General features: G+C 54.7%; 19 protein-coding genes. 4 read left to right on the plus strand and 15 right to left on the minus strand.

All coding sequences use genetic code 11. From position 1 onward, the window contains the following. Nucleotides 1-40 precede the first annotated feature (40 nt). Nucleotides 41-895 (plus strand): 3-methyl-2-oxobutanoate hydroxymethyltransferase, encoded by an 855-nt coding sequence (gene panB / locus CQ018_RS00735; protein ID WP_105548070.1) that lies wholly within the window; start codon nucleotides 41-43, stop codon nucleotides 893-895. 15 nt (nucleotides 896-910) lie between these two features. On the opposite strand, the gene CQ018_RS00740 is transcribed toward panB, so the two are convergent. After that, nucleotides 911-1,102, minus strand: a complete 192-nt coding sequence (locus CQ018_RS00740; protein ID WP_105548648.1) for a hypothetical protein — start codon at nucleotides 1,100-1,102, stop codon at nucleotides 911-913. A gap of 130 nt (nucleotides 1,103-1,232) precedes the next feature. Here CQ018_RS00740 and map point away from each other — a divergent pair, with 130 nt between their 5' ends. Further along, complete coding sequence (gene map, locus CQ018_RS00745; protein ID WP_105548071.1) at nucleotides 1,233-2,108, plus strand: type I methionyl aminopeptidase; 876 nt, start codon at nucleotides 1,233-1,235, stop codon at nucleotides 2,106-2,108. A gap of 40 nt (nucleotides 2,109-2,148) precedes the next feature. Then, nucleotides 2,149-2,943 carry a polyphosphate--glucose phosphotransferase gene (gene ppgK, locus CQ018_RS00750; RefSeq protein WP_105548072.1) on the plus strand — a complete coding sequence of 265 codons (795 nt, stop codon included), beginning with the start codon at nucleotides 2,149-2,151 and terminating at the stop codon, nucleotides 2,941-2,943. Nucleotides 2,944-3,034: 91 nt separating this feature from the next. Here the strand turns inward: ppgK and nrdR are convergent, their stop codons facing one another. Together nrdR and hisD are read right to left on the minus strand one after the other, a co-directional pair. Continuing rightward, on the minus strand, nucleotides 3,035-3,523 hold the full coding sequence (gene nrdR, locus CQ018_RS00755; protein WP_105548073.1) for a transcriptional regulator NrdR: 489 nt from the start codon (nucleotides 3,521-3,523) through the stop codon (nucleotides 3,035-3,037). A 147-nt stretch (nucleotides 3,524-3,670) separates the two neighbouring features. Continuing rightward, nucleotides 3,671-5,029: a histidinol dehydrogenase gene (gene hisD, locus CQ018_RS00760; protein WP_105548074.1), complete on the minus strand. Its 1,359-nt coding sequence runs from the start codon at nucleotides 5,027-5,029 to the stop codon at nucleotides 3,671-3,673. Between the two features lie 164 nt (nucleotides 5,030-5,193). Between hisD and CQ018_RS00765 the strand changes: the two genes are divergently transcribed. Beyond that, nucleotides 5,194-5,697 carry an SRPBCC domain-containing protein gene (locus tag CQ018_RS00765; RefSeq protein WP_105548075.1) on the plus strand — a complete coding sequence of 168 codons (504 nt, stop codon included), beginning with the start codon at nucleotides 5,194-5,196 and terminating at the stop codon, nucleotides 5,695-5,697. 106 nt (nucleotides 5,698-5,803) lie between these two features. Here CQ018_RS00765 and dnaE read toward each other — a convergent pair whose 3' ends face one another. From dnaE to ftsW, 12 genes are all read right to left on the minus strand, one after another. After that, nucleotides 5,804-9,370: a DNA polymerase III subunit alpha gene (dnaE, locus tag CQ018_RS00770; RefSeq protein WP_105548076.1), complete on the minus strand. Its 3,567-nt coding sequence runs from the start codon at nucleotides 9,368-9,370 to the stop codon at nucleotides 5,804-5,806. A 101-nt stretch (nucleotides 9,371-9,471) separates the two neighbouring features. After that, entirely contained in the window at nucleotides 9,472-10,410 is a 939-nt protein-coding gene (locus tag CQ018_RS00775) for an RluA family pseudouridine synthase (RefSeq protein WP_105548077.1), read from the minus strand. Continuing rightward, nucleotides 10,407-11,015: a signal peptidase II gene (gene lspA, locus CQ018_RS00780; RefSeq protein WP_105548078.1), complete on the minus strand. Its 609-nt coding sequence runs from the start codon at nucleotides 11,013-11,015 to the stop codon at nucleotides 10,407-10,409. Before lspA ends, CQ018_RS00775 begins: the two co-directional genes overlap by 4 nt. An 87-nt stretch (nucleotides 11,016-11,102) precedes the next feature. Further along, the gene (locus CQ018_RS00785; RefSeq protein WP_105548079.1) at nucleotides 11,103-11,780 is read right to left on the minus strand and encodes a DivIVA domain-containing protein; all 678 of its coding nucleotides are present in this window, start codon (nucleotides 11,778-11,780) and stop codon (nucleotides 11,103-11,105) included. 226 nt (nucleotides 11,781-12,006) lie between these two features. Then, nucleotides 12,007-12,300, minus strand: a complete 294-nt coding sequence (locus tag CQ018_RS00790) for a YggT family protein (protein ID WP_105548080.1) — start codon at nucleotides 12,298-12,300, stop codon at nucleotides 12,007-12,009. Between the two features lie 21 nt (nucleotides 12,301-12,321). Further along, on the minus strand, nucleotides 12,322-12,855 hold the full coding sequence (locus CQ018_RS00795; RefSeq protein WP_105548081.1) for a cell division protein SepF: 534 nt from the start codon (nucleotides 12,853-12,855) through the stop codon (nucleotides 12,322-12,324). A gap of 194 nt (nucleotides 12,856-13,049) precedes the next feature. After that, nucleotides 13,050-13,754 carry a polyphenol oxidase family protein gene (locus tag CQ018_RS00800; protein ID WP_105548082.1) on the minus strand — a complete coding sequence of 235 codons (705 nt, stop codon included), beginning with the start codon at nucleotides 13,752-13,754 and terminating at the stop codon, nucleotides 13,050-13,052. A 40-nt stretch (nucleotides 13,755-13,794) separates the two neighbouring features. Continuing rightward, a complete protein-coding gene (gene ftsZ, locus CQ018_RS00805) occupies nucleotides 13,795-14,955 on the minus strand; it encodes a cell division protein FtsZ (RefSeq protein ID WP_105548083.1) in 1,161 nt (386 codons plus the stop codon). 200 nt (nucleotides 14,956-15,155) lie between these two features. Beyond that, nucleotides 15,156-15,908, minus strand: a complete 753-nt coding sequence (locus CQ018_RS00810; RefSeq protein ID WP_105548084.1) for a cell division protein FtsQ/DivIB — start codon at nucleotides 15,906-15,908, stop codon at nucleotides 15,156-15,158. Beyond that, entirely contained in the window at nucleotides 15,909-17,309 is a 1,401-nt protein-coding gene (gene murC / locus CQ018_RS00815; RefSeq protein ID WP_105548085.1) for a UDP-N-acetylmuramate--L-alanine ligase, read from the minus strand. Nucleotides 17,310-17,313: 4 nt separating this feature from the next. Then, nucleotides 17,314-18,444 (minus strand): undecaprenyldiphospho-muramoylpentapeptide beta-N-acetylglucosaminyltransferase, encoded by a 1,131-nt coding sequence (gene murG / locus CQ018_RS00820; protein WP_105548086.1) that lies wholly within the window; start codon nucleotides 18,442-18,444, stop codon nucleotides 17,314-17,316. 95 nt (nucleotides 18,445-18,539) lie between these two features. Further along, a complete protein-coding gene (ftsW, locus tag CQ018_RS00825; RefSeq protein WP_105548087.1) occupies nucleotides 18,540-19,844 on the minus strand; it encodes a putative lipid II flippase FtsW in 1,305 nt (434 codons plus the stop codon). Between the last annotated feature and the right edge of the window lie 11 nt (nucleotides 19,845-19,855).

The raw sequence follows: 19,855 nt of genomic DNA on the forward strand, positions 1-19,855 counted from the left end.
GGTGCTACGTGTTGGAGCATTGTGCATTAGTCTCTTGCCCATGAGTGCTCATCCTTCACCAACACCAGAAACTAATGCTTCAACCCCCGTCAGTGTCGCACGCGTGCGCATCCATCATCTTCAAAAGGCTAAGGATGAGGGTCGCAAGTTTGCGATGCTCACCGCCTACGACACCATGATGGCTAACATCTTTGATGAGTCGGGGATCGAATTATTACTCGTGGGTGATTCCGCAGCCAATACTGTGCTCGGTTACACCTCAACCCTCCCGATCACCCTGGATGAAATGATTATGTTTTCCAAGGCGGTAACCTCCGGAGCTAAACGCGCGCTTGTGGTGTGCGACCTTCCGTTTGGTTCCTATGAAGTTTCCCCGCAACAGGCCGTGGCCTCCGCTGTGCGTTTGATGAAGGAGGGTGGTGCCCAAGCGGTGAAGCTTGAGGGCGGTGAGTTCTTTGTCCCCCATGTTCGTGCGTTGGTAGCTGCCGGCGTTCCCGTCATGGCGCACATTGGGTTCACTCCGCAGTCAGAACATGCACTGGGTGGATACCGGGTGCAGGGTCGAGGTGACGGGGCGGAACTTTTGATTACGGACGCTCAGGCACTTGAGGCAGCCGGCGCATTTGCCGTGCTCATGGAAATGGTTCCCACAGCCGCTGCCCAGCGCGTCGATGAAACGCTGCATGTACCGACTGTGGGCATTGGTGCCGGCGCGGTGACCACTGGCCAGGTACTGGTCTGGCAGGACATGCTGGGATTGGGATCCGGTAAAAGCGCACGCTTTGTCAAGAAATATGCAGACCTACGCTCGGTTGTTGCGCGGGCTGCTAGCGATTATCACAGTGACGTGCTCAATGGATCGTTCCCTGCTCACGAACACGAATTTGAAAACTAGCCGATCTTCTCGGTATTAGTCGTCGTCTTCGTCTTCGGCGTCCCACTGCTCGTTCCGTTCACGAACCTTTGTCATTGCCGCTTCGGCCTCAGCACGTGAATTATAGGGGCCTAGCAATTGGGACCAATCCGATTGTGGACCGGACTCTACGGTACCGGTGACGATGTTGAACCAATACTCGCCCTCGCCTGGGAGTGCTTCACTCATTTGTTTGCCCACCTTCCGCAGCTCATCTTCGTTAGACAGTGTCAACACTACAGCGCGTAGCTTGTTGTACGACCAAATTCCAGCTGCGGCAGGTGTCGGCAGACCGGGGTGCACCGCTAGACTAGGGCTTATGCCTCTTGCTTCAACTGCACCAGTCGGGTCCCTGAAACCCGGTATCCAGTCCCCAGAACGTCCAGTCCCCGCATCGATAGTGCGCCCAGAGTATGTGGGGCGCCCGGCGCCACGCAAATCCGATGCTTCGGAGGTCCGCAGCGCCGAAGTCATTGATAAAATGCGTATTGCCTCCAAGATTGCTGCTCAGGCGCTGGCCGAGGTTGGCAAGGCCGTGGTACCGGGGGTGACAACCGATGAGTTGGACCGAGTTGGGCATGAATTCCTTCTTGATCACAACGCATACCCATCAACTTTGGGTTACAGGGGTTTCCCCAAGTCACTGTGTGCCTCAATCAACGAGGTCATATGCCATGGAATTCCGGATAGCACTGTGGTTGAGGATGGCGACATCATCAACATTGATATCACCGCCTACATCGGTGGGGTCCACGGGGATACCAACGCGATGTTCCTCTGTGGTGACGTTGATGAGGAATCACGTCTGCTCGTTGAACGCACCGAGGAATCGTTGCGTCGCGCCATCAAATCGGTCATGCCAGGTCGGGAAATAAACGTCATAGGGCGAACAATTTCTGCTTACGCGAAAAGATTCGGTTATGGTGTTGTGCGGGACTTTACCGGCCATGGTGTCGGCGAATCATTCCACACGGGTTTGATCATCCCTCATTATGATGCGGCTCCTGCTTACAACAGGCTCATCGAACCGGGTATGACCTTTACCATCGAGCCGATGCTAACTCTTGGCAGCATCGAATGGGACATGTGGGATGACGGGTGGACAGCCACCACGAAGGACCGCAAACGCACCGCACAGTTTGAACATACTCTGCTCGTCAATGAGGACGGCGCCGAAATCCTCACCTTGCCATAGGGCAGGAAATATTACGCACGAGAGAGAACCTTCGATCAACATGTCTAAAACATCGCAGCAGCCCAATATTGCCATTGGTATCGACATTGGTGGCACGGGCATCAAGGGCGGCATTGTCGATCTTGACACCGGCACCCTGCTCGGCGAACGCCTCCGCATTGACACTCCAAAGCCGGCAACCCCGGCCGCGGTGGCAGAAGTTGTAGCCCAGATCGTCGAAGGACTCTCGGCCCGCCCCGAAGCTCCGGAAGCCAATAGCCCGGTGGGAGTGACCTTCCCGGCGATCATTCACCGCGGTGTTGCCCGTTCGGCGGCCAACGTTGATAAGTCATGGATTGGCACCGATGTTGATGGGCTGTTGACCGAACGCTTGGGTCGACCAGTTCACGTCATGAATGATGCAGATGCCGCTGGTTTGGCAGAGGTTCGTTACGGTGCAGGCAAGGGTGTTGATGGAACTGTTTTGGTGATTACCCTAGGCACTGGAATTGGCTCGGCACTGATCCATAATGGTGTGTTGGTTCCCAATATTGAACTTGGCCACCTTGAAATCGATTCCGCTGTTGCCGAGACTAAGGCCTCCGCTTCGGCGCGTGAACGCGATGATCTTTCATGGGATGAGTATGCCGCACGCCTTCAGCGTTTCTTCTCACATGTCGAATTTCTGATGTCACCATCACTCTTTGTCATTGGTGGCGGCATTTCAAAGCGTGCAGATGACTTTCTGCCAAAGATTTCAGTCAACACCCCAATGATTACTGCATCGTCAAAGAACAATGCGGGAATCGTTGGCTCGGCCCTTCAATCACTAATTTCCGAGCAATTGGCCGAGTAAGCTTCAAAGCAAAATGGTGGGGTTGGTTGGACTGAGCTCACGCTCGGTCCAACCAACCCCACCATTCTTTGATGCGTATTTCTATGGTCCTCTAGATCGCACCCAGAGGTCGCTGTTTACCAACCGGACGTGTTTCACGTTCCCTGCGTAGCGTGTCGATTGCTAGCTCAAAATCTTCAAGTGACTCAAAGTCCTGATAAACACTGGCAAAACGCAGGTAAGCAACCTCGTCCAGACGCTGTAGCGGAGCCAAAATGGCCAGCCCTACCTGGTGCGCATCAATTTCGGCGCTACCCGATGAACGTACTGCCTCTTCAACCTCTTGCGCAAGCATTGCAAGATCATCATCTGTGACGGGGCGGCCTTGGCAGGCTTTGCGCACACCATTGATGACCTTGGTTCGGCTAAATGGTTCGGCAGCACCTGAACGTTTGAGCACGTTCAGGCTTGCGGTTTCTGCAGTGGTGAAGCGGCGCCCACAGGCTGAGCACTGGCGTCGACGTCGAATCGCTGTGCCATCATCTGTCAGCCGGCTATCCACCACACGCGAATCGGTGTGCCTGCAATAAGGACAGTACACGGCACTCCTTCCTCGGAAAATTGACCGGAGCACAATAGTGCTCCGGTTCAGTTTAGAACTACATATGGCCTAATCACAACATTGTCATTACCATATGTTGTGGTTTGCAACACGTTGCGGCGCTTGGGTGATATGTTAGCGAGCTCTTTAGTTGAAGCGTATTGCTACAGCGTCTCCGTGCGCCGGAAGATCTTCGGCGTTTGCAAGGGCAATCACGTGTCCAGCAACTTCATTGAGCGCCGTGCGGTCATAATCAATGATCTGGATGGCCTTGAGGAACGTGTTGACATTCAAGCCGGATGCAAATGCCGCAGTTCCACTGGTGGGAAGCACGTGGTTGGATCCTGCGCAGTAGTCCCCCAGACTCACCGGTGCATTTGAGCCAACAAAGATGGCACCTGCGGCGGTGATCAGGGAAGCCACCTCGGCCGCTTCTTCTGTGTGAATTTCTAGGTGCTCGGCCGCGTAAACATTGCACACTGAAATTCCTGCTTCGAGCCCATCAACAAGGATGATAGCCGACTGTTTTCCGGAAAGAGCTATACGCACCCGCTCCGAGTGCTTTGTTGTATTGCACTGGTTTTCAAGTGCCTCACGAACCAGCTGTGCCAACTCGGGGGAATCAGTGATCAGCACCGCCGCGGCATTGGGATCGTGCTCGGCCTGAGAGATCATATCCGCCGCAATAAAGTCCGGGTTTGCACTCCCGTCCGCCAGGATAGCGATTTCGGTGGGGCCGGCCTCTGCATCGATTCCGACAACGCCTTTGACCAGACGCTTGGCTGTTGCAACAAAAAGGTTGCCGGGACCTGTCACTACATCAACGGGTTCGATGGCCAACGCGATGTCTTCACCCGGTGCCACCGGCACTCCGTATGCGAATGCGGCAATCGCCTGGGCACCGCCCATGGCGTGGACTTCTTCCACGCCGAGCAGCTGCGCCGCGGCGAGGATGGTTGGGTGCGGTAACCCACCAAATTCTTTTTGCGGTGGTGAGGCAATAGCCAGAGAGCCAACGCCAGCGGCAAGAGCAGGAACAGCATTCATGATAACCGAGCTTGGGTAGACGGCAAGGCCACCGGGAACATATAGACCTACTCGGCGCACAGGAACCCAGCGCTGGGTTACCGTAGCACCGACCCCATAGCTGACCTCGGTTGCCGCCGGCACCTGTGCTGCAGCAAATTTGCGTGCCCGCGCAATTGATTCTTCAAGCCCTGCCCTAATCTCGGGGTCAAGATTTGCCAGTGCGTCGGTCATGGCTTGGGCGGGAACTCGCGTATGAGTCTGGGTGACGCCATCAAAACGTGCGGCAAGATCGCACAGTGCAGCAAAGCCTTCGGTGCGCACTCGGGAGATAATCTCCTCAACTGTTTCTGCTGCCGTGGCAAAGTTGAGTTCCGGACGCGGTAAGACGGCTTTGAGACCGGCATGGTCTAGAGCTGCACCCCGCAGGTCAAGGGTTTGTAGCTCGGAAAAGGTCTGGGGGCTGGCATTGCTAGTCACAGTCCTAGTTTATAGGTAGGCCCGCCCCACGCGATGATCGGTGAAGTCGCCGGCACTTAATATATTGTTCTCAGAGCAGTTCCGGTGGCCCATTCCAGGTTTCGACTCGGTCCAGTACTCTACAAGTGGCAACCGGAAAATATTGTGAAGGGAAACACTCCTCTATGGCACAGGCGTATGGACACATCGAAGAACTCGAGTCGGGACTGCGTGTTGTTGTTGAGCGCACTCTTCCCTACAGCGTTGAGGAAATCTGGGCGGCATTCACTACCCCGGCAGGCCTCAAGAAGTGGATTGGTATTTTACGTGGCAGCCAAGCGTCAGCAAACTTAAGCTTTGCCATGGTTGATCAGGGGAAGGAAGCCAATCCAGCAACTGTGAACATTCATCGCTGTCGCGCGCCTTATGACCTCTCGCTGAGTACCGAGAGCGAGTACGGGAATTGGCATCTCGGTATCCAGCTTTCCCGCCGCGGCGAGGAAAGTTCCCTTAAATTTTTCCATGATTTGGGTGCGTCCGATGATCCACGCAATATTGGACCCGGCTGGGAATACTATATGGAACGAGTCATCTTGGCGCTAGGAAACAAGAGTGTTGATGCACTGGTATGGGATGATTTCTACCCGGCTCTTGCCGGGCATTACACGCCGAAATCACCTGAGAAGTAACTTCCGCATACTTCTCTTTCAACGCTGAGATAGCCAATGGGGTGGCCGTCGGTATTTCTCTTGAGAGAAAATCGCTGCCATCCCATTGACTATGCTTCAAATGCCCTTAGCCATCAAGGCAGGTTGGACCCAAAAGTACCTTCAGGTCACCAAAGAGAGCGGAGTTTGGTGTCACTCGATAGTTCAAACCCAAACCCATTAATGTCATGCCGCGCGGGCCTGATAGCTTCACTCGCACTTCGGTGGTTCCCTGATGCACACGCAGCACATCGCCCAGGGCCGAGATCACGTCTTCGGTAGCCTTGTGGTGCTGCATGGATATGACCACCGGGCCGCTGACTCCATCTTCACTGATTTCCGGAACCGTGAGCTCCTGCGCGTTGAGGGTAATTGAACCATCATCGCGCTTCTGTACGCGCCCCTTGACCACGACAATCAAGTCCTCGGCCAGCACGTTGGCAATTGGTGCATAGGCATTACCGAAGAACATCGTTTCCATGGAACCGGAAAGATCTTCGATCTCACAGCGCGCATAGGGGTTACCAGATTTTTTGGCGATGCGTCGTTGCAAGGAAGTGATCATTCCGCAAATGGTGACGGTATGTCCGTCTTGCGGCCCATCATCCGAGAGCACCTGGGTCACTGACATATCTGCGTTTTGTTCCAGCATCCCACCAAGCCCCTTGAGCGGGTGGTCCGAAACATAAAGGCCGAGCATGTCTCGCTCGAAAGCGAGCTTGTCTTTCTTCTCCCAGTCGGGCATGTCAGGAACTGCAACGGTCATACTAGATGCCGCGTCTGGATCTTCAATGGCACTGAACAGGTCAAATTGGTTGGCTGCCTCATTGCGCTTTACCGCAATGACCGAGTCAACTGCCTCTTCGTGAATCGCTACCAGAGCGCGTCGAGCATGACCCATCGAGTCAAAGGCACCCGCCTTGATCAGGGATTCGATGGTTCGCTTGTTGCAGACCACCGCCGGAACCTTTTGCAAGAAATCAGCAAAGTTTTCAAACTTCCCCTTTTCCGCGCGCGCATCAACCAAGGCGTTAACGACATTGGCACCCACGTTTCGAATGGCACCCATACCGAAACGAATATCTGTCCCCACAGGTGTGAAGTTCAGTGATGATTCGTTCACATCCGGGGCCAACACGGTGATTCCCATGTGTCGACATTCGTTAAGGTACATGGCCGTCTTGTCCTTGTCGTCCGCCACCGAGGTGAGCAACGCGGCCATGTATTCGGACGGGTAGTGGTTCTTGAGGTAAGCGGTCCAGTAGGAGATGACTCCATAGGCTGCCGAGTGAGCCTTGTTAAAGGCATAGTCGGAGAACGGAAGCAAGATATCCCAAAGGGCCTTGACGGCCTCCATGGTGTACCCGTTATCGATCATGCCCTGAGAGAAGCCGGCGAACTGCTTGTCCAGCTCGGATTTCTTCTTCTTGCCCATGGCGCGGCGCAGGATATCTGCCTGGCCCAACGAGAAGCCTGCAAGCTTCTGAGCAATGGACATGACCTGCTCCTGGTACACGATCAGGCCGTAGGTGCCGCCGAGGATTTCCTGTAGAGGTTCCTCCAGGGTCGGGTGAATCGGTGTTTCTTCCTGAAGCTTGTTCTTGCGCAACGCATAGTTGTTGTGCGAGTTCGCGCCCATTGGCCCCGGGCGGTAGAGCGCCAGCACCGCGGAGATGTCCTCGAAGTTATCCGGGCGCATGAGCTTGAGCAGCGAGCGCATGGGCCCGCCATCAAGCTGGAACACGCCAAGGGTGTCGCCGCGGGCCATCAGTTCGTAGGCGCCCGGATCGTCCAGATCTAGGCGCTCTAGGTCCAGGTCGACTCCCTGGTTGGCTTTCATATTCTCTAGGGCATCGGAAATGATCGTCAGGTTGCGCAACCCCAAAAAGTCCATCTTGATTAGCCCCAGGCCTTCACAGGTTGGGTAATCGAACTGGGTGATGACCTGTCCATCCTGAATGCGTCGCATGATCGGGATGACATCAATGATCGGGTCAGAACTCATGATCACACCTGCGGCGTGCACGCCCCACTGGCGTTTCAGGCCTTCTAGGCCCTTGGCAGTCTCAAAGACTCGTGCGGCTTCCGGGTCGGTGGCAACCAGCTGACGGAAGTCCCCTGCTTCTGAATAACGCTTGGATTTGGGGTTTTCAATGTCGTTAAGCTCGATATCCTTGGCCATCACTGCAGGTGGGAGCGCTTTAGTGAGGGATTCACCCATAGAGTATGGGTAGCCAAGCACACGCGAGGAGTCTTTGAGCGCTTGCTTGGTCTTGATCGAGCCATAGGTCACGATCATTGAGACACGTTCATCACCGTATTTCTCGGTCACATATCTAATGACTTCCGAGCGGCGCCTATCATCGAAGTCCACGTCGAAGTCGGGCATTGAAACACGTTCCGGGTTCAGGAAGCGTTCAAAGATCAGTCCGTGGTGCAGTGGGTCCAGGTCGGTAATGCGCATGGCGTAGGCGACCATGGAACCGGCACCCGAGCCACGTCCCGGTCCAACGCGGATACCGTTATCCTTTGACCAGTTAATAAAGTCGGCAACCACTAGGAAGTAGCCGGGGAAGCCCATCTTGATGATGACATCAAGTTCATAGTCGGCTTGCTTGCGTACAGCATCGGAGATGCCGTTGGGGTAACGGTAGTGAAGTCCCGAGTTGACTTCCTTGATCAGCCAGCTTGTCTCGTCTTCACCCTCCGGGCAGGGGAAGCGTGGCATGTAGTTGGCGTTTGTATCAAAGGAAACCTCAGCACGTTCGGCAATGACAAGAGTGTTATCGCAGGCTTCTGGCATCTCACGGAAAAGATGGCGCATTTCCTGTGGGGATTTTAGGTAATAGCCGGAGCCGGAGAAAGCAAAGCGTGAACCGCCCTGATCATAGGTTGGTTCATCAAGTGTGGAGCCGGAGTTGATGGCAAGCAAGGCTTCGTGTGCTGAGGCGTCATGCTCGTGGGTGTAGTGCAGGTCGTTGGTGGCAACCAACGGAATATTGAGCTCCTTGGAAATACGCAATAGGTCATGGGTAACCCGACGTTCAATTTCCAGGCCGTGGTCCATAATCTCGCAGTAATAGTTTTCCTTACCAAAGAGATCCTGGAATTCCGCTGCGGCTGCCTTGGCTTCGTTGTACTGGCCTAGTCGAAGCTTGGTTTGTACTTCACCTGAGGGACAACCGGTGGTTGCAATGATCCCCTCGTGATACGTGTTTAGCAGGTCCCGATCTAGGCGTGGGTACTTTCCAAATACAGAATCTAGGGAGGCCAGGGAGGATGCCTTGAACAGGTTTTTCATGCCGGTGTTGTTGTAGCTCAGCAACGTCATGTGGGTATATAGCCCACCACCCGAGACATCGTCGCGGCGTTGCGATTCTTCGGTTCGCCATTTCACGCGGGTCTTATCATCGCGTGCTGTACCCGGAGTTACATAGGCTTCAATTCCAATGATGGGCTTGACGCCTGCTTGGGTTGCCTTGTTCCAGAAATCGAAGGCACCAAAAAGATAACCATGATCTGTTGTTGCCAAGGCATTCATGCCCAGGCGGTTTGTCTCTTCAAAGAGTTCGGTTAGACGTGCAGCACCGTCAAGCATTGAGTATTCGGTGTGCGTATGAAGGTGTACGAATCCATCGCGATTAGAGCTAGCCACCGACCCAGTCTAGGCGGTTTTTATGAGTGTTGCCGGAAGTCCGTTGGGGATGTGAAAAGCGGCACCTACCCTGCGAGGGTGGGTGCCGCTTCTTGCCATTATTAGAACTGTCCGTCACGCAACATTTCTAATGCATTATTCAGGTCAATCGGGTAGCTACTGGTGTATTCGACCCATTCGCCACTGACCGGGTGGAAAAACCCAAGGCGTTGGGCGTGCAACCATTGGCGTGTTAAGCCCAGTGCCGCAGCGAGCTTCGGGTCAGCACCATAGGTCTGATCTCCCACGCAGGGGTGTCGTAGAGCGGAGAAGTGCACTCGAATTTGGTGTGTGCGCCCGGTTTCAAGATTCACTTCAACCAGGGAGGCACGTCCGAACGCTTCGATGACCTTGTAATGAGTGACGGAGGGGCGGCCGTCTTCGATGACGGCAAATTTCCAGTCGTGCCCCGGGTGCCTACCCAGTGGGGCATCGATGGTTCCCTCGAGCGGATCGGGAAGACCCTGGATGACGGCGTGGTAAATCTTCTTCGGAGTACGTTCCTTGAACGCACGCTTCAGCGCCGTATAGGCGCGCTCGGTCTTTGCCACCACCATCAGCCCGCTGGTTCCTACATCGAGCCTGTGCACGATTCCCTGTCGTTCAGCAGAACCCGAAGTTGAGATCCGGTAGCCTGCTGCGATCAATGCACCAACTACGGTTGGCCCTACCCAGCCCGGGGATGGATGTGCTGCCACGCCCACCGGTTTGTCGATAACAACATATTCGTCATCGTCGGCAATAATTTTGAGGTCTTCCACGAGTTCCACCCTGATCTCTAATGGATCCGGACGAACCGGAAGATAAACATCGATCTGTTCCCCGGCCAGCACCTTGCGCGATTTGCCCAGTGGTTTTCCGGCACTTGTTACATTGCCTTCGGTACACAGCAAAGCGGCTTGCGCACGGGATAGTTCAAGACGGTCGGCAAGAAACGCATCGGTACGCTGCTTTGCTTCATCTAAGAGAACGACTAATGATTCGCTGCGTCCCTGGTTCAATCTTGCTCCGGGTCTTCGGTGTGATTCTTCTGAATATTTTTTGGGGTTTTGCTGTGCACTACTTTTGTTCCATCAACTTCATGGCCGGTAAAGAGCAATAAGCAGATCCCGATCATCGAACTGACGATGAAAATGTCCGCAACATTGAATATCGCAAAGTTTGGTAGCGCAATGAAGTCAACGACGTGACCGTGGCCAAAGGCAGGGGGGCGGAAAAGCCTATCGGTGAGGTTTCCTGCGACTCCACCCATGAGTCCACCCAGCGCAAGTGCCCAACGCCACGAAGCAATTTTGCGGACCAAGAAGATGGCTACGTAAAGTAGCACTGCTGCTTGGATGATTGTAAAGATCCAGGTGACCGACTCACCCATGGAAAATGCCGCACCGGAGTTCTTGATGTAAAACCAGCGCAAGAGTGGGGGCCACACGTCAATGACTTGGCCCTCAAACATCTGTGTTTCAACGATGCGTTTGGTAATTTGGTCCATCAGCAAGGCAAATATAGCCAAGCTGATGGTCACCAGAACCAAGACCCTCGTATTACGGACCTTAGGTGTTACCGCCGGGGTGTCCTGCGGTACTGGTGATACGGAGCTGTTTTCCATCATGTCCTTTAACACATTGTTGGCGGCCGGGAAATCCCGACCGCCAACAATCCTAAGCCATCAATTTGTGAGGCAAGTAGCGGCAGATTAGCCGTTGTCCTTGGATTCTGCAGTATCCATGGAACCCTTGGCCTCAAGATCGCGTAGCTGACCTTCAATGTAGGTCTTCAGGCGAGCACGGTAATCGCGCTCGAAACCACGCAGCTGCTCGACCTTGCGCTCGAGAACAGTCTTCTGCTGCTCGAGTGCCGAAAGGGTCTTGCGGCTCTTTTCCTCGGCGTCGGATACAAGGCTGTTGGCCTCGACCTGTGCCTCGGCAATAATCTTGTCGCGCTGTTCAACACCTGCTGAGACGTATTCGTCGTGTAGGCGCTGTGCCATGGCGAGAACGCCGGCTGCCGATTCGGCAGTTGACGTCGTTGCTGCAGGAGCTGCTGCGACGACCTTGGCTGGTTCTGCTGCCTTCGGGGCTGCGGCAGCTGGGGTCTCTTCCTTCTTGACCTCTGCTTCCTTAGCCTTGGGCTTTTCAGCTTCTGCTGTCTTAGCTGCCGGAGCTGCTGCAACTGGAGCGGGCACTGCCTGCTCACCCGCGCTGCTACCGGCTTCGCCGAGACGGCGACGCAGTTCTTCGTTCTCCTGCGTCAGACGACGTAGCTCGACAACGATCTCGTCTAAGAAATCGTCAACTTCATCCTGGTCATAGCCTTCGCGGAACTTAGTTGGCTGAAATCGTTTGTTGACTACATCTTCTGGCGTGAGAGCCATCTGGTCACCTCGATACTTGGTTCTCTCCTCGAACCGCCTATGTGCGGCCCGAGTACACTTACCGTTACATTGACACGCTGACAACTATAGTCATTGCGCCTAATGTGACAACACTATAACGACTATCGCACTAATGGCTAAATTCAAGGCGGTGTAACGCGGTGAATGTCATTAGTTTCTAGTTCCAGCGAGCAACTGTGCTTCAAAAGAAGCGTTTACAAAACTTTTACGCAGCAGCTAGTTTGATGACGATGAACTTTAAAAGCATGACCGCCAAGAACAAGATAATGAATGCCAGATCTAGGCGGAGTCCACCTATTTCTAGCGGTTTAATACGCGAACGGAGCCAACGCATAGGTGGGTCAGTGGTGCGTACAATCAGCGATACCGCCACAAGTGAGATACCGCGCGGTCGCCATGAGCGAGCAAACGATTCGGTGATATCCAGCACGATGCGCATGATGAGCATGACTTGTAGCACTGTTAGCACCATATAGATCGGTGCGAAGATTAGATCCACGTGAAATTCGAACCTTTATGCTTAGCTTTGGTTGAAGAAGGTGGCTTGATCTTCCGACTGCTTTTTGTCCTCGCCCAAAACCTCAACGGTTGACGGAGAAAGCAGGAAAACCTTGTTAGTGACGCGTTCAATGCTTCCGTGGAGTGCAAAAACGAGGCCAGCCGAGAAGTCGACAAGGCGCTTGGCATCTGCTTCGCCCATGTCCGTGACGTTCATGATGACAGGGATGCCATCACGGAAGTTTTCACCAATGATTTTCGCATCATTGTATGACCGTGGGTGAACGGTGGTGATCTGACGCAATGAATCGTCCTCGTCCCGTGCTGAAGGCGCGCGCTTGATGGGTGTTACCGGTGCCCGGTATTCGTTTTCGATGACAGGTCGTGGGGCAACTGGTGCCACCGGTGCCGGCTGAACGGCAACCGGCTCGTCGTGAAGAGGCTCGACAAGGCGCACTTCTTCGCGTTCTTCGATGTCACGCCGTTCCGTCTCGAAGTTCTCGTCGCCTTCGGCGAGTCCGAGGTAGATCATTGTCTTGCGCAGTGCGCCAGCCATGGTCTTCTCCTTATTGTCGTGCGCGGTCGGCATTACCGGCCGCAAGTCTCCGCTAGTTCGACGCTACAGCACCATTCGATGGCACCGGAGTACATCTGTTATTTTGCCCGGGTGTGTCGCTCATAGGGGCTCGCTCACGGCATCGGTCAAGTAATACTTCTTGTTCTGTATTCCAGTACGATCACGAAAAGTTCCTAGCCATCTGTCCAGATAAGTCCGGCCAGTCGCCCGGTTTGCGGATCCTGACGGTAGGAAAAGTATTTCTCGTCTTCCATGGTGCACTTATTGCTGTCGCTGACTGTGACATTAAGTGCGCTTAGTTCAACGCGCGCGGCTTCCGGCAGGTTCAGTCCGGGAGTCCCCCACCTGGTTTCGCAGCTAATTCCGGGTCGGATCTTCTCGGACTCTTCGGCCATCGCCGGCGGAACCTCGTAGCATGATCCGCATATTGAGGGGCCGATCCAAGCTTCAATGCTTTGTGCGCCATGCTCTCGCATTGCAGTAACGGTGCCCGAGAGGATGCCGTCGAGTAGCCCGCGCCGCCCCGCATGTGCAACAGCACTTATAGGGCCCGCACTTGTTTTTCCAGCAAAAACCACTGGGACACAGTCAGCAACCATGACTGCTAGGGGAATCGAGGCATCCGGGGAAAGTAAAGCGTCCCCGGTATATATCTTTTTGGGGCTAGGATGCTCTGCAAGTGTTATGACATCTGCCGAATGCACCTGATTCATATAGGTGAATTCGGCAGTGCCAAGACCTAATCCACGTTCCAGATCGCGACGCCGCAGCAGCACGGCGTCGCGATCATCCAAAACGTGGAGGGCAAGGTTTCCTTGGTCCACCGAAGTGAAAGCAATGCGTAGGGCCGGGGCCACTAACGATTGATATCTCAGCATGGAATTTTGGTTACCCTCTTCTAGGCTTTGGGCCTACTTTTTACTTCAGGAAATCCGGAACGTCCAGATCGTCGTTGGTAGCCGAAAGATCGGGTTCAACGATTGCTGGAAGTTCTTCAAAGCCTGGTTCGACAGTAGCAATTGCAACGCGTGGCTCCTCGCGCATCGGAGCTACCGGCGGCGCCACCGGTGCTGCAGATGGCGCTGCTGGAATGCTCCGAGCAGGTGCTGCCACCTGAGGTGCACTTGTGGCATCGACCTGATCGAAACCTGCTGCGATCACCGTGACGCGTGCTTCATCACCGAGGGCATCGTCAATGACGGCACCGAAGATGATGTTAGCCTCCGGGTGTGCGACTTCTTGCACCAGGCGAGCCGCCTCGTTGATTTCGAACAGTCCCAGATCCGAGCCGCCCTGAATCGAGAGCAGCACGCCGTGGGCTCCGTCAATCGAGGCCTCGAGCAGTGGTGAGGCAATTGCCAGCTCGGCTGCCTTGACAGCACGGTCTTCACCGCGCGCCGAGCCAATACCCATGAGTGCCGAACCGGCACCCTGCATAACCGACTTTACGTCGGCGAAGTCCAAGTTGATCAGACCCGGGGTGGTGATCAAATCGGTAATACCCTGAACGCCCTGGAGCAGAACCTGATCCGCCTGACGGAATGCGTCAAGAACCGATACGTTGCGGTCGGAGATCGAAAGCAAGCGATCGTTTGGGATGACAATCAGGGTGTCGACCTCGTCGCGTAGCGCTTCAATGCCGTTATCGGCGCTGGTTGCGCGGCGGCGACCTTCGAAGGTGAACGGACGAGTGACAACACCAATGGTCAGTGCGCCAAGACCACGAGCAATTCGGGCGATAACCGGTGCGCCACCGGTACCGGTGCCACCGCCTTCACCAGCGGTAACGAAGACCATGTCTGCGCCACGGAGAACTTCTTCAATCTCCTCGGCGTGGTCCTCTGCCGCTTGGCGTCCCACATCTGGGTTTGCGCCTGCGCCAAGCCCACGCGTAAGTTCGCGGCCAACGTCAAGTTTGACGTCCGCATCACTCATGAGCAGCGCCTGCGCATCCGTGTTAATTGCAATAAATTCGACGCCTCGCAGGCCAACTTCAATCATGCGGTTGACGGCGTTTACGCCGCCACCGCCGATGCCGACGACCTTGATGACGGCGAGGTAGTTCTGTGGAGCTGCCACGTCCTTGATTCCCTTGTTCGATGTGCTGCTGACCGAGGAAGCTCAACCAGACCAACGTTAACCCTCAACTCGAAGGTTATAGTTATGTCAAGCAACCGCTATTAAAACGCTATGTTTCGTACCCCACACATGCAACGACCAAGCCCGCGTGTCGCGTCAAAGTCGCTGATTTTTACGTGTTTAGTACGTTTGATGGTCCATTATCGGGCCACCGGGTGTTGTGGAGAAGAAATGTCGTACACCTTGATCGGTGACTCTTTATCCTTTTCGGCCCCGAGTAGAGCCTCGAGGACCTTGGTTTTCAATGCTATTTCTTGATCATTTCCCCAAATAACCTTGACTCCATTTTTGAGATTCAACTCAACGAAATCCTTGCTAGTTGCCGTTGCATGATCCACGCTGGCCAATAGCTTATCTGGTAGTCCTGAGAGAACCCGGGTGAGCATCGAAAAAACCTTTGGATCCTTAATTGCCTTCGTTGCCTTCACCTCTGGAAGCTTGGGCTTATCTTTGGCTCCAAGAGTGACAAGCGTCTGTCCCTCCGCTCCAACAAGAGACCGTTTCGAACCATCAATAAGGATGGCAACAGGCTGATGCTCAACGATCTTAATGTTCAGCGTGCTAGGTATTTCCGTCTGGACAATCGCATCCTTAACCGCCGGAAGATCCTGCAGAAGTTCCATCACAGTACCCGTGCCAACCCGGGCTAAGGGAACCCCATGCAAAGGCTCCAAAGCCGAATCAAGTTCCTTGTCTTTCACCAAGGAATTTCCCTCCACCTGAATATTCTTGATGGCAAGAATCGGCGAAAAACTCAATACAAGCACCAGCGTAATGATCAGCGCAACAAACGTCGACAGGCCAATGATCCAGCGTTTTCGGTTTCGCTTACGTGGATCGGGTGGCAAGTCTAGAACATTAGATTTACTTTGGCTGGCTTCTGCTGGGGTCATCTACTTACCTAAGCGTTCGCCCAGCGCACGAAGAATTGCCTCGCCCTGTTCGGTCACATCGCCTGCACCAATTGTCATAATGACATCTCCCGACTCAGCTGTTGCCGCGACAACGTGTGCGGCCTGCCCCGTCGAGACAAGCCCACCGGCGGTTTCAAGGGCTTTTACAACAAGTTCACTGGTGACCCCTGGAATCGGAGTTTCGCGAGCGGGGTAGATCTCCAAGACATGCGCTGTATCGGCAAGTGACAGAGCCTGACCAAACTCCCTGTGGAATTCCTTGGTGCGGCTAAAGAGGTGTGGCTGGAAGAGCACGTGAACTGCGCCACTGCCCGCTACTGCACGTGCTGCACGTAACGCTGCCAAGACTTCGGTGGGGTGATGAGCGTAGTCGTCATACACCTTCACTCCCCCAACTTCCCCACGAAAATCAAAGCGACGAGCAGCACCGGTGAAGGCATTCAGGCCCGCAACTGCCGCTTCTGGCTCCAAACCAGAATCTAAGCCGATGGCAAACGCCGCAGCAGCATTAAGTAGGTTGTGGTTTCCGGGAAGAGCTATTTCAAGCTCAATTTCCTGGCCGTTACCCCATTCCAGGGTGCAGGCGAAGCGGTGACCGCGTGGATGCGGATCGTTCAGGCGGCGATCTGCATCCTCGGCAAAACCATAGGTCTGCACGCGTAGATCGGGACGTTCACGCCGAATTCGTTGTGCTAGTGCACGTGAACCTGCATCGTCCGCGCAGCAGATCAGCAAACCATCTTCCGGCAACAGCGAGGCAAATTCATAAAACGCCTGATGCACCGCCTCCACCGAACCATAGTGATCAAGATGATCGGCTTCAATGTTGGTAATGACAACGACATCTGGCTCATAGTTCAAAAATGAGGCGTCTGATTCATCGGCCTCGGCAACAAATACTCGACCTTCGCCATATTCGGCATTCACGCCAAGGCTCGCGATATTCGCACCAATGGCGAACGTTGGTGACATTCCGGCTTCACGGAGCATAAAGGCAATGAGCGAAGTGGTAGTGGTCTTCCCGTGAGTGCCTGCCACGGTGATGACGTGGTGACCTTCCATGGTTGCCGCGAGGCCTTGTGAGCGGTGCAGAATGCGCAGGCCGCGGGAGACCGCCTCGTCGTACTCTGGGTTCCCCGGTTTGATGATTGAGGAGATCACCACGGTGTTGGCATCGCCAAGGTTCTGCGCCGCGTAGCCGACATTGATCCGTGCGCCTGCTGCCCGCAAATCATCAAGGACAGGCAGTTCCTTAGCATCGGTGCCCGAGACGGTGATTCCACGCGCCAACAGTAACCGTGCAACTGCCGAGACACCAACACCGCCAATGCCCATCAGGTGGACTTTACCGAGCTGGTCAAGAGTATGTAATTCCTGCATGTGACTAGTTTCCCATGTCGGTAGCGTGCGGATGGACTTGGTGTCCCAGTGAGTCAATGATCATTGCCGCCATGACCTCGGCAGCATCATTGCGTCCCTGGCCCAATGCGGCAGCACTCATTGTTTCAAGTGCCGTGCTGTCCTTAAGTAGCGGAATCACCGTGGTACTTACGAATTCGGGGGTGAATTGGTCATCTGACACCAGCAACGCGCCTCCCGCGACAACAAGATCCGCTGCATTCAGACGCTGCTCACCGTTTCCGATCGGAAGCGGAACCAATACCGCTGGGGTACCGGCAACAGCAAGTTCACACACGGTTCCTGCTCCGGAACGCGCAACCATTAGATCCGCAGCAGCGTATGCCTGTTCCATGGAATCTACGTATTCAATCTGGCGGTAACCAGAGGCAACCAATGGTGCACCAGCATCATCTAGAACGATCTTGTCGCGGCCGGTGATGTGTAGGATCTCGATTCCTGCTTCTTGAAGCGCCGGAAGGCTCACGGCAATCGTTGCGTTGAGTGATGCAGCGCCGGAAGAACCACCCGTGACCACGAGAGCCGGCACCCCGGGGGTGAATCCCAGGGCGGCACGAGCTTGCTCGTTTTGCTCGCTACGGTTCATGCTTGCCACGTTTCCACGCATTGGCATACCAACTACCTTGGCACCTGGTAACCCGGTACCACTAAATGCTGCGCCAACTCCTGCCGCGTGCTTTGCACCAACCTTATTAGCTAGCCCTGCCCGAGCATTTGCCTCATGGACAAAAATTGGTAGTTTCCGTTTTTTAGCGGCTAAATAGACGGGGGTGCACACATACCCACCGACACCCAACACTGCCTGGGCACGTGCATCATCAAGAATTTTCCCTGCATCCTTGATCGCCGCAGCAAAGCGGAATGGAAGCTTGATCAAATCAATTGATGGGCGTCGGGGCATGGGAACCTTGGCAATGGTGCGCAGCTCGTAGCCAGCCTCGGGAACCAAACGAGTCTCAAGCCCCGATTGGGTGCCTATGGCAGTAATCTTTGTTCCGGGCGCGCGGAGCGCCAAGGCATCGGCAATGGCAATCATCGGTGAAATATGGCCGGCGGTACCGCCACCAGCGATCACCACACGTAATTCTTCAGACATGTCGCCGTGTACTACTTTCAATTCTTGAGGATTGTGGCATTGCTGCCATTTCTATGCGATGCAGCGGTAAAAGGGGCTGCATAAATTGTTAGTGACTACTTTGTTTGGGCTGCCTTGGCATTCTTAAAGACCTGACGCAAGCCGCGCGGAGCCGCGCTCTTCTTGCCCATACGTTGTTCCCTAGCAAAGGCAAGCACCACGCCAATACCGAGGTAAGTGGCAAGCAAGGCAGAGCCACCGGAGGAAATAAAGGGTAGCGGAACGCCGATGACCGGAAGTAGGCCAATGACCATTCCGATGTTTACGAACGCTTGGCCGATAATCCATGCCATGACCCCGGCTACTGCGGCTCGTCCGAAGAAGGTTTTGGATCGAACCGCGATGCGGAACATGGCGATGGCCAGCATGGTGTAAAGCAAGACAATAAAGAGTGTTCCAAGCAGACCCATTTCTTCGCCCAATACAGCAAAAATGAAGTCGTTCTGTGCTTCGGGAATGTGTGACCATTTTTGGCGCGATTGTCCAAGCCCCACGCCAATCCAGCCACCGGAGGCCAGCGCGTAGAGGCCTTGTTGTGACTGATAGCAAAAGTCAAGTGTGCCGGCTGCTGGCGGCCCCTCAGCACAGCCAAAGAGCCAGGCGGTCACACGACCTAGTCGGGTCGGTGCTACCCACACCGCAACAACCAGACCAACGAGGACTGCTCCGCCACCAATGGCAAAGAGTTTCAGGGGTGCGCCGCCAACGAACATCACGACGACGAGAATTAACATCAAGACCAATGCGGTACCGAGGTCTTTGCCGCCCATCACCAATCCGATGATGACCAGACCGCCGGGTATTGCCAAAGGGACTACCGCATGTTTCCAGTCATTCATCAGGTGAGCCTTGCGCTCAACTATTGCAGCGCTCCACAACACCAAAGCGGCTTTCGCAAATTCGGAAGGCTGCATGGAAAATCCACCGATATAAATCCAGTTTGTATTTCCCAGGGTTTCACTACCGAAAACCAGCACAGCGGCCAAAAGGCCACTTGCAATTACCAGGGCCGGCCAGGCAAGTGCCTTCAGCTTTCCGGTGGGCAGAATCTGCAATCCAACCATGAACGCTAGCCCGACTACCGCCCACATTGCTTGTTTTTGGAAATCAGCAAAGGGAGACTTATTTGCGGCAATTGCTTCAACAGAAGACGAAGAGAGCACCATGATCAGACCCATGAATGTCAGGGCCAGTGTGGTGCCAAGAACAACGTAGTAGTTGATCTGGGCACCACGAAGTGTTGGGTCTTCAATATTTGAAAACCACTTAGCTAATCCGCGCGGCGCAGAGCCCCGGCCGGGCTTTGCCGCTTTATCGGCAACATTGCCCCGGCCGCGTGGGCTCTGTTTCTTGCCACTCACGACTGCTCCTT

This window comes from Arthrobacter sp. MYb227, from assembly GCF_002975435.1.
Taxonomy (GTDB): domain Bacteria; phylum Actinomycetota; class Actinomycetes; order Actinomycetales; family Micrococcaceae; genus Paeniglutamicibacter.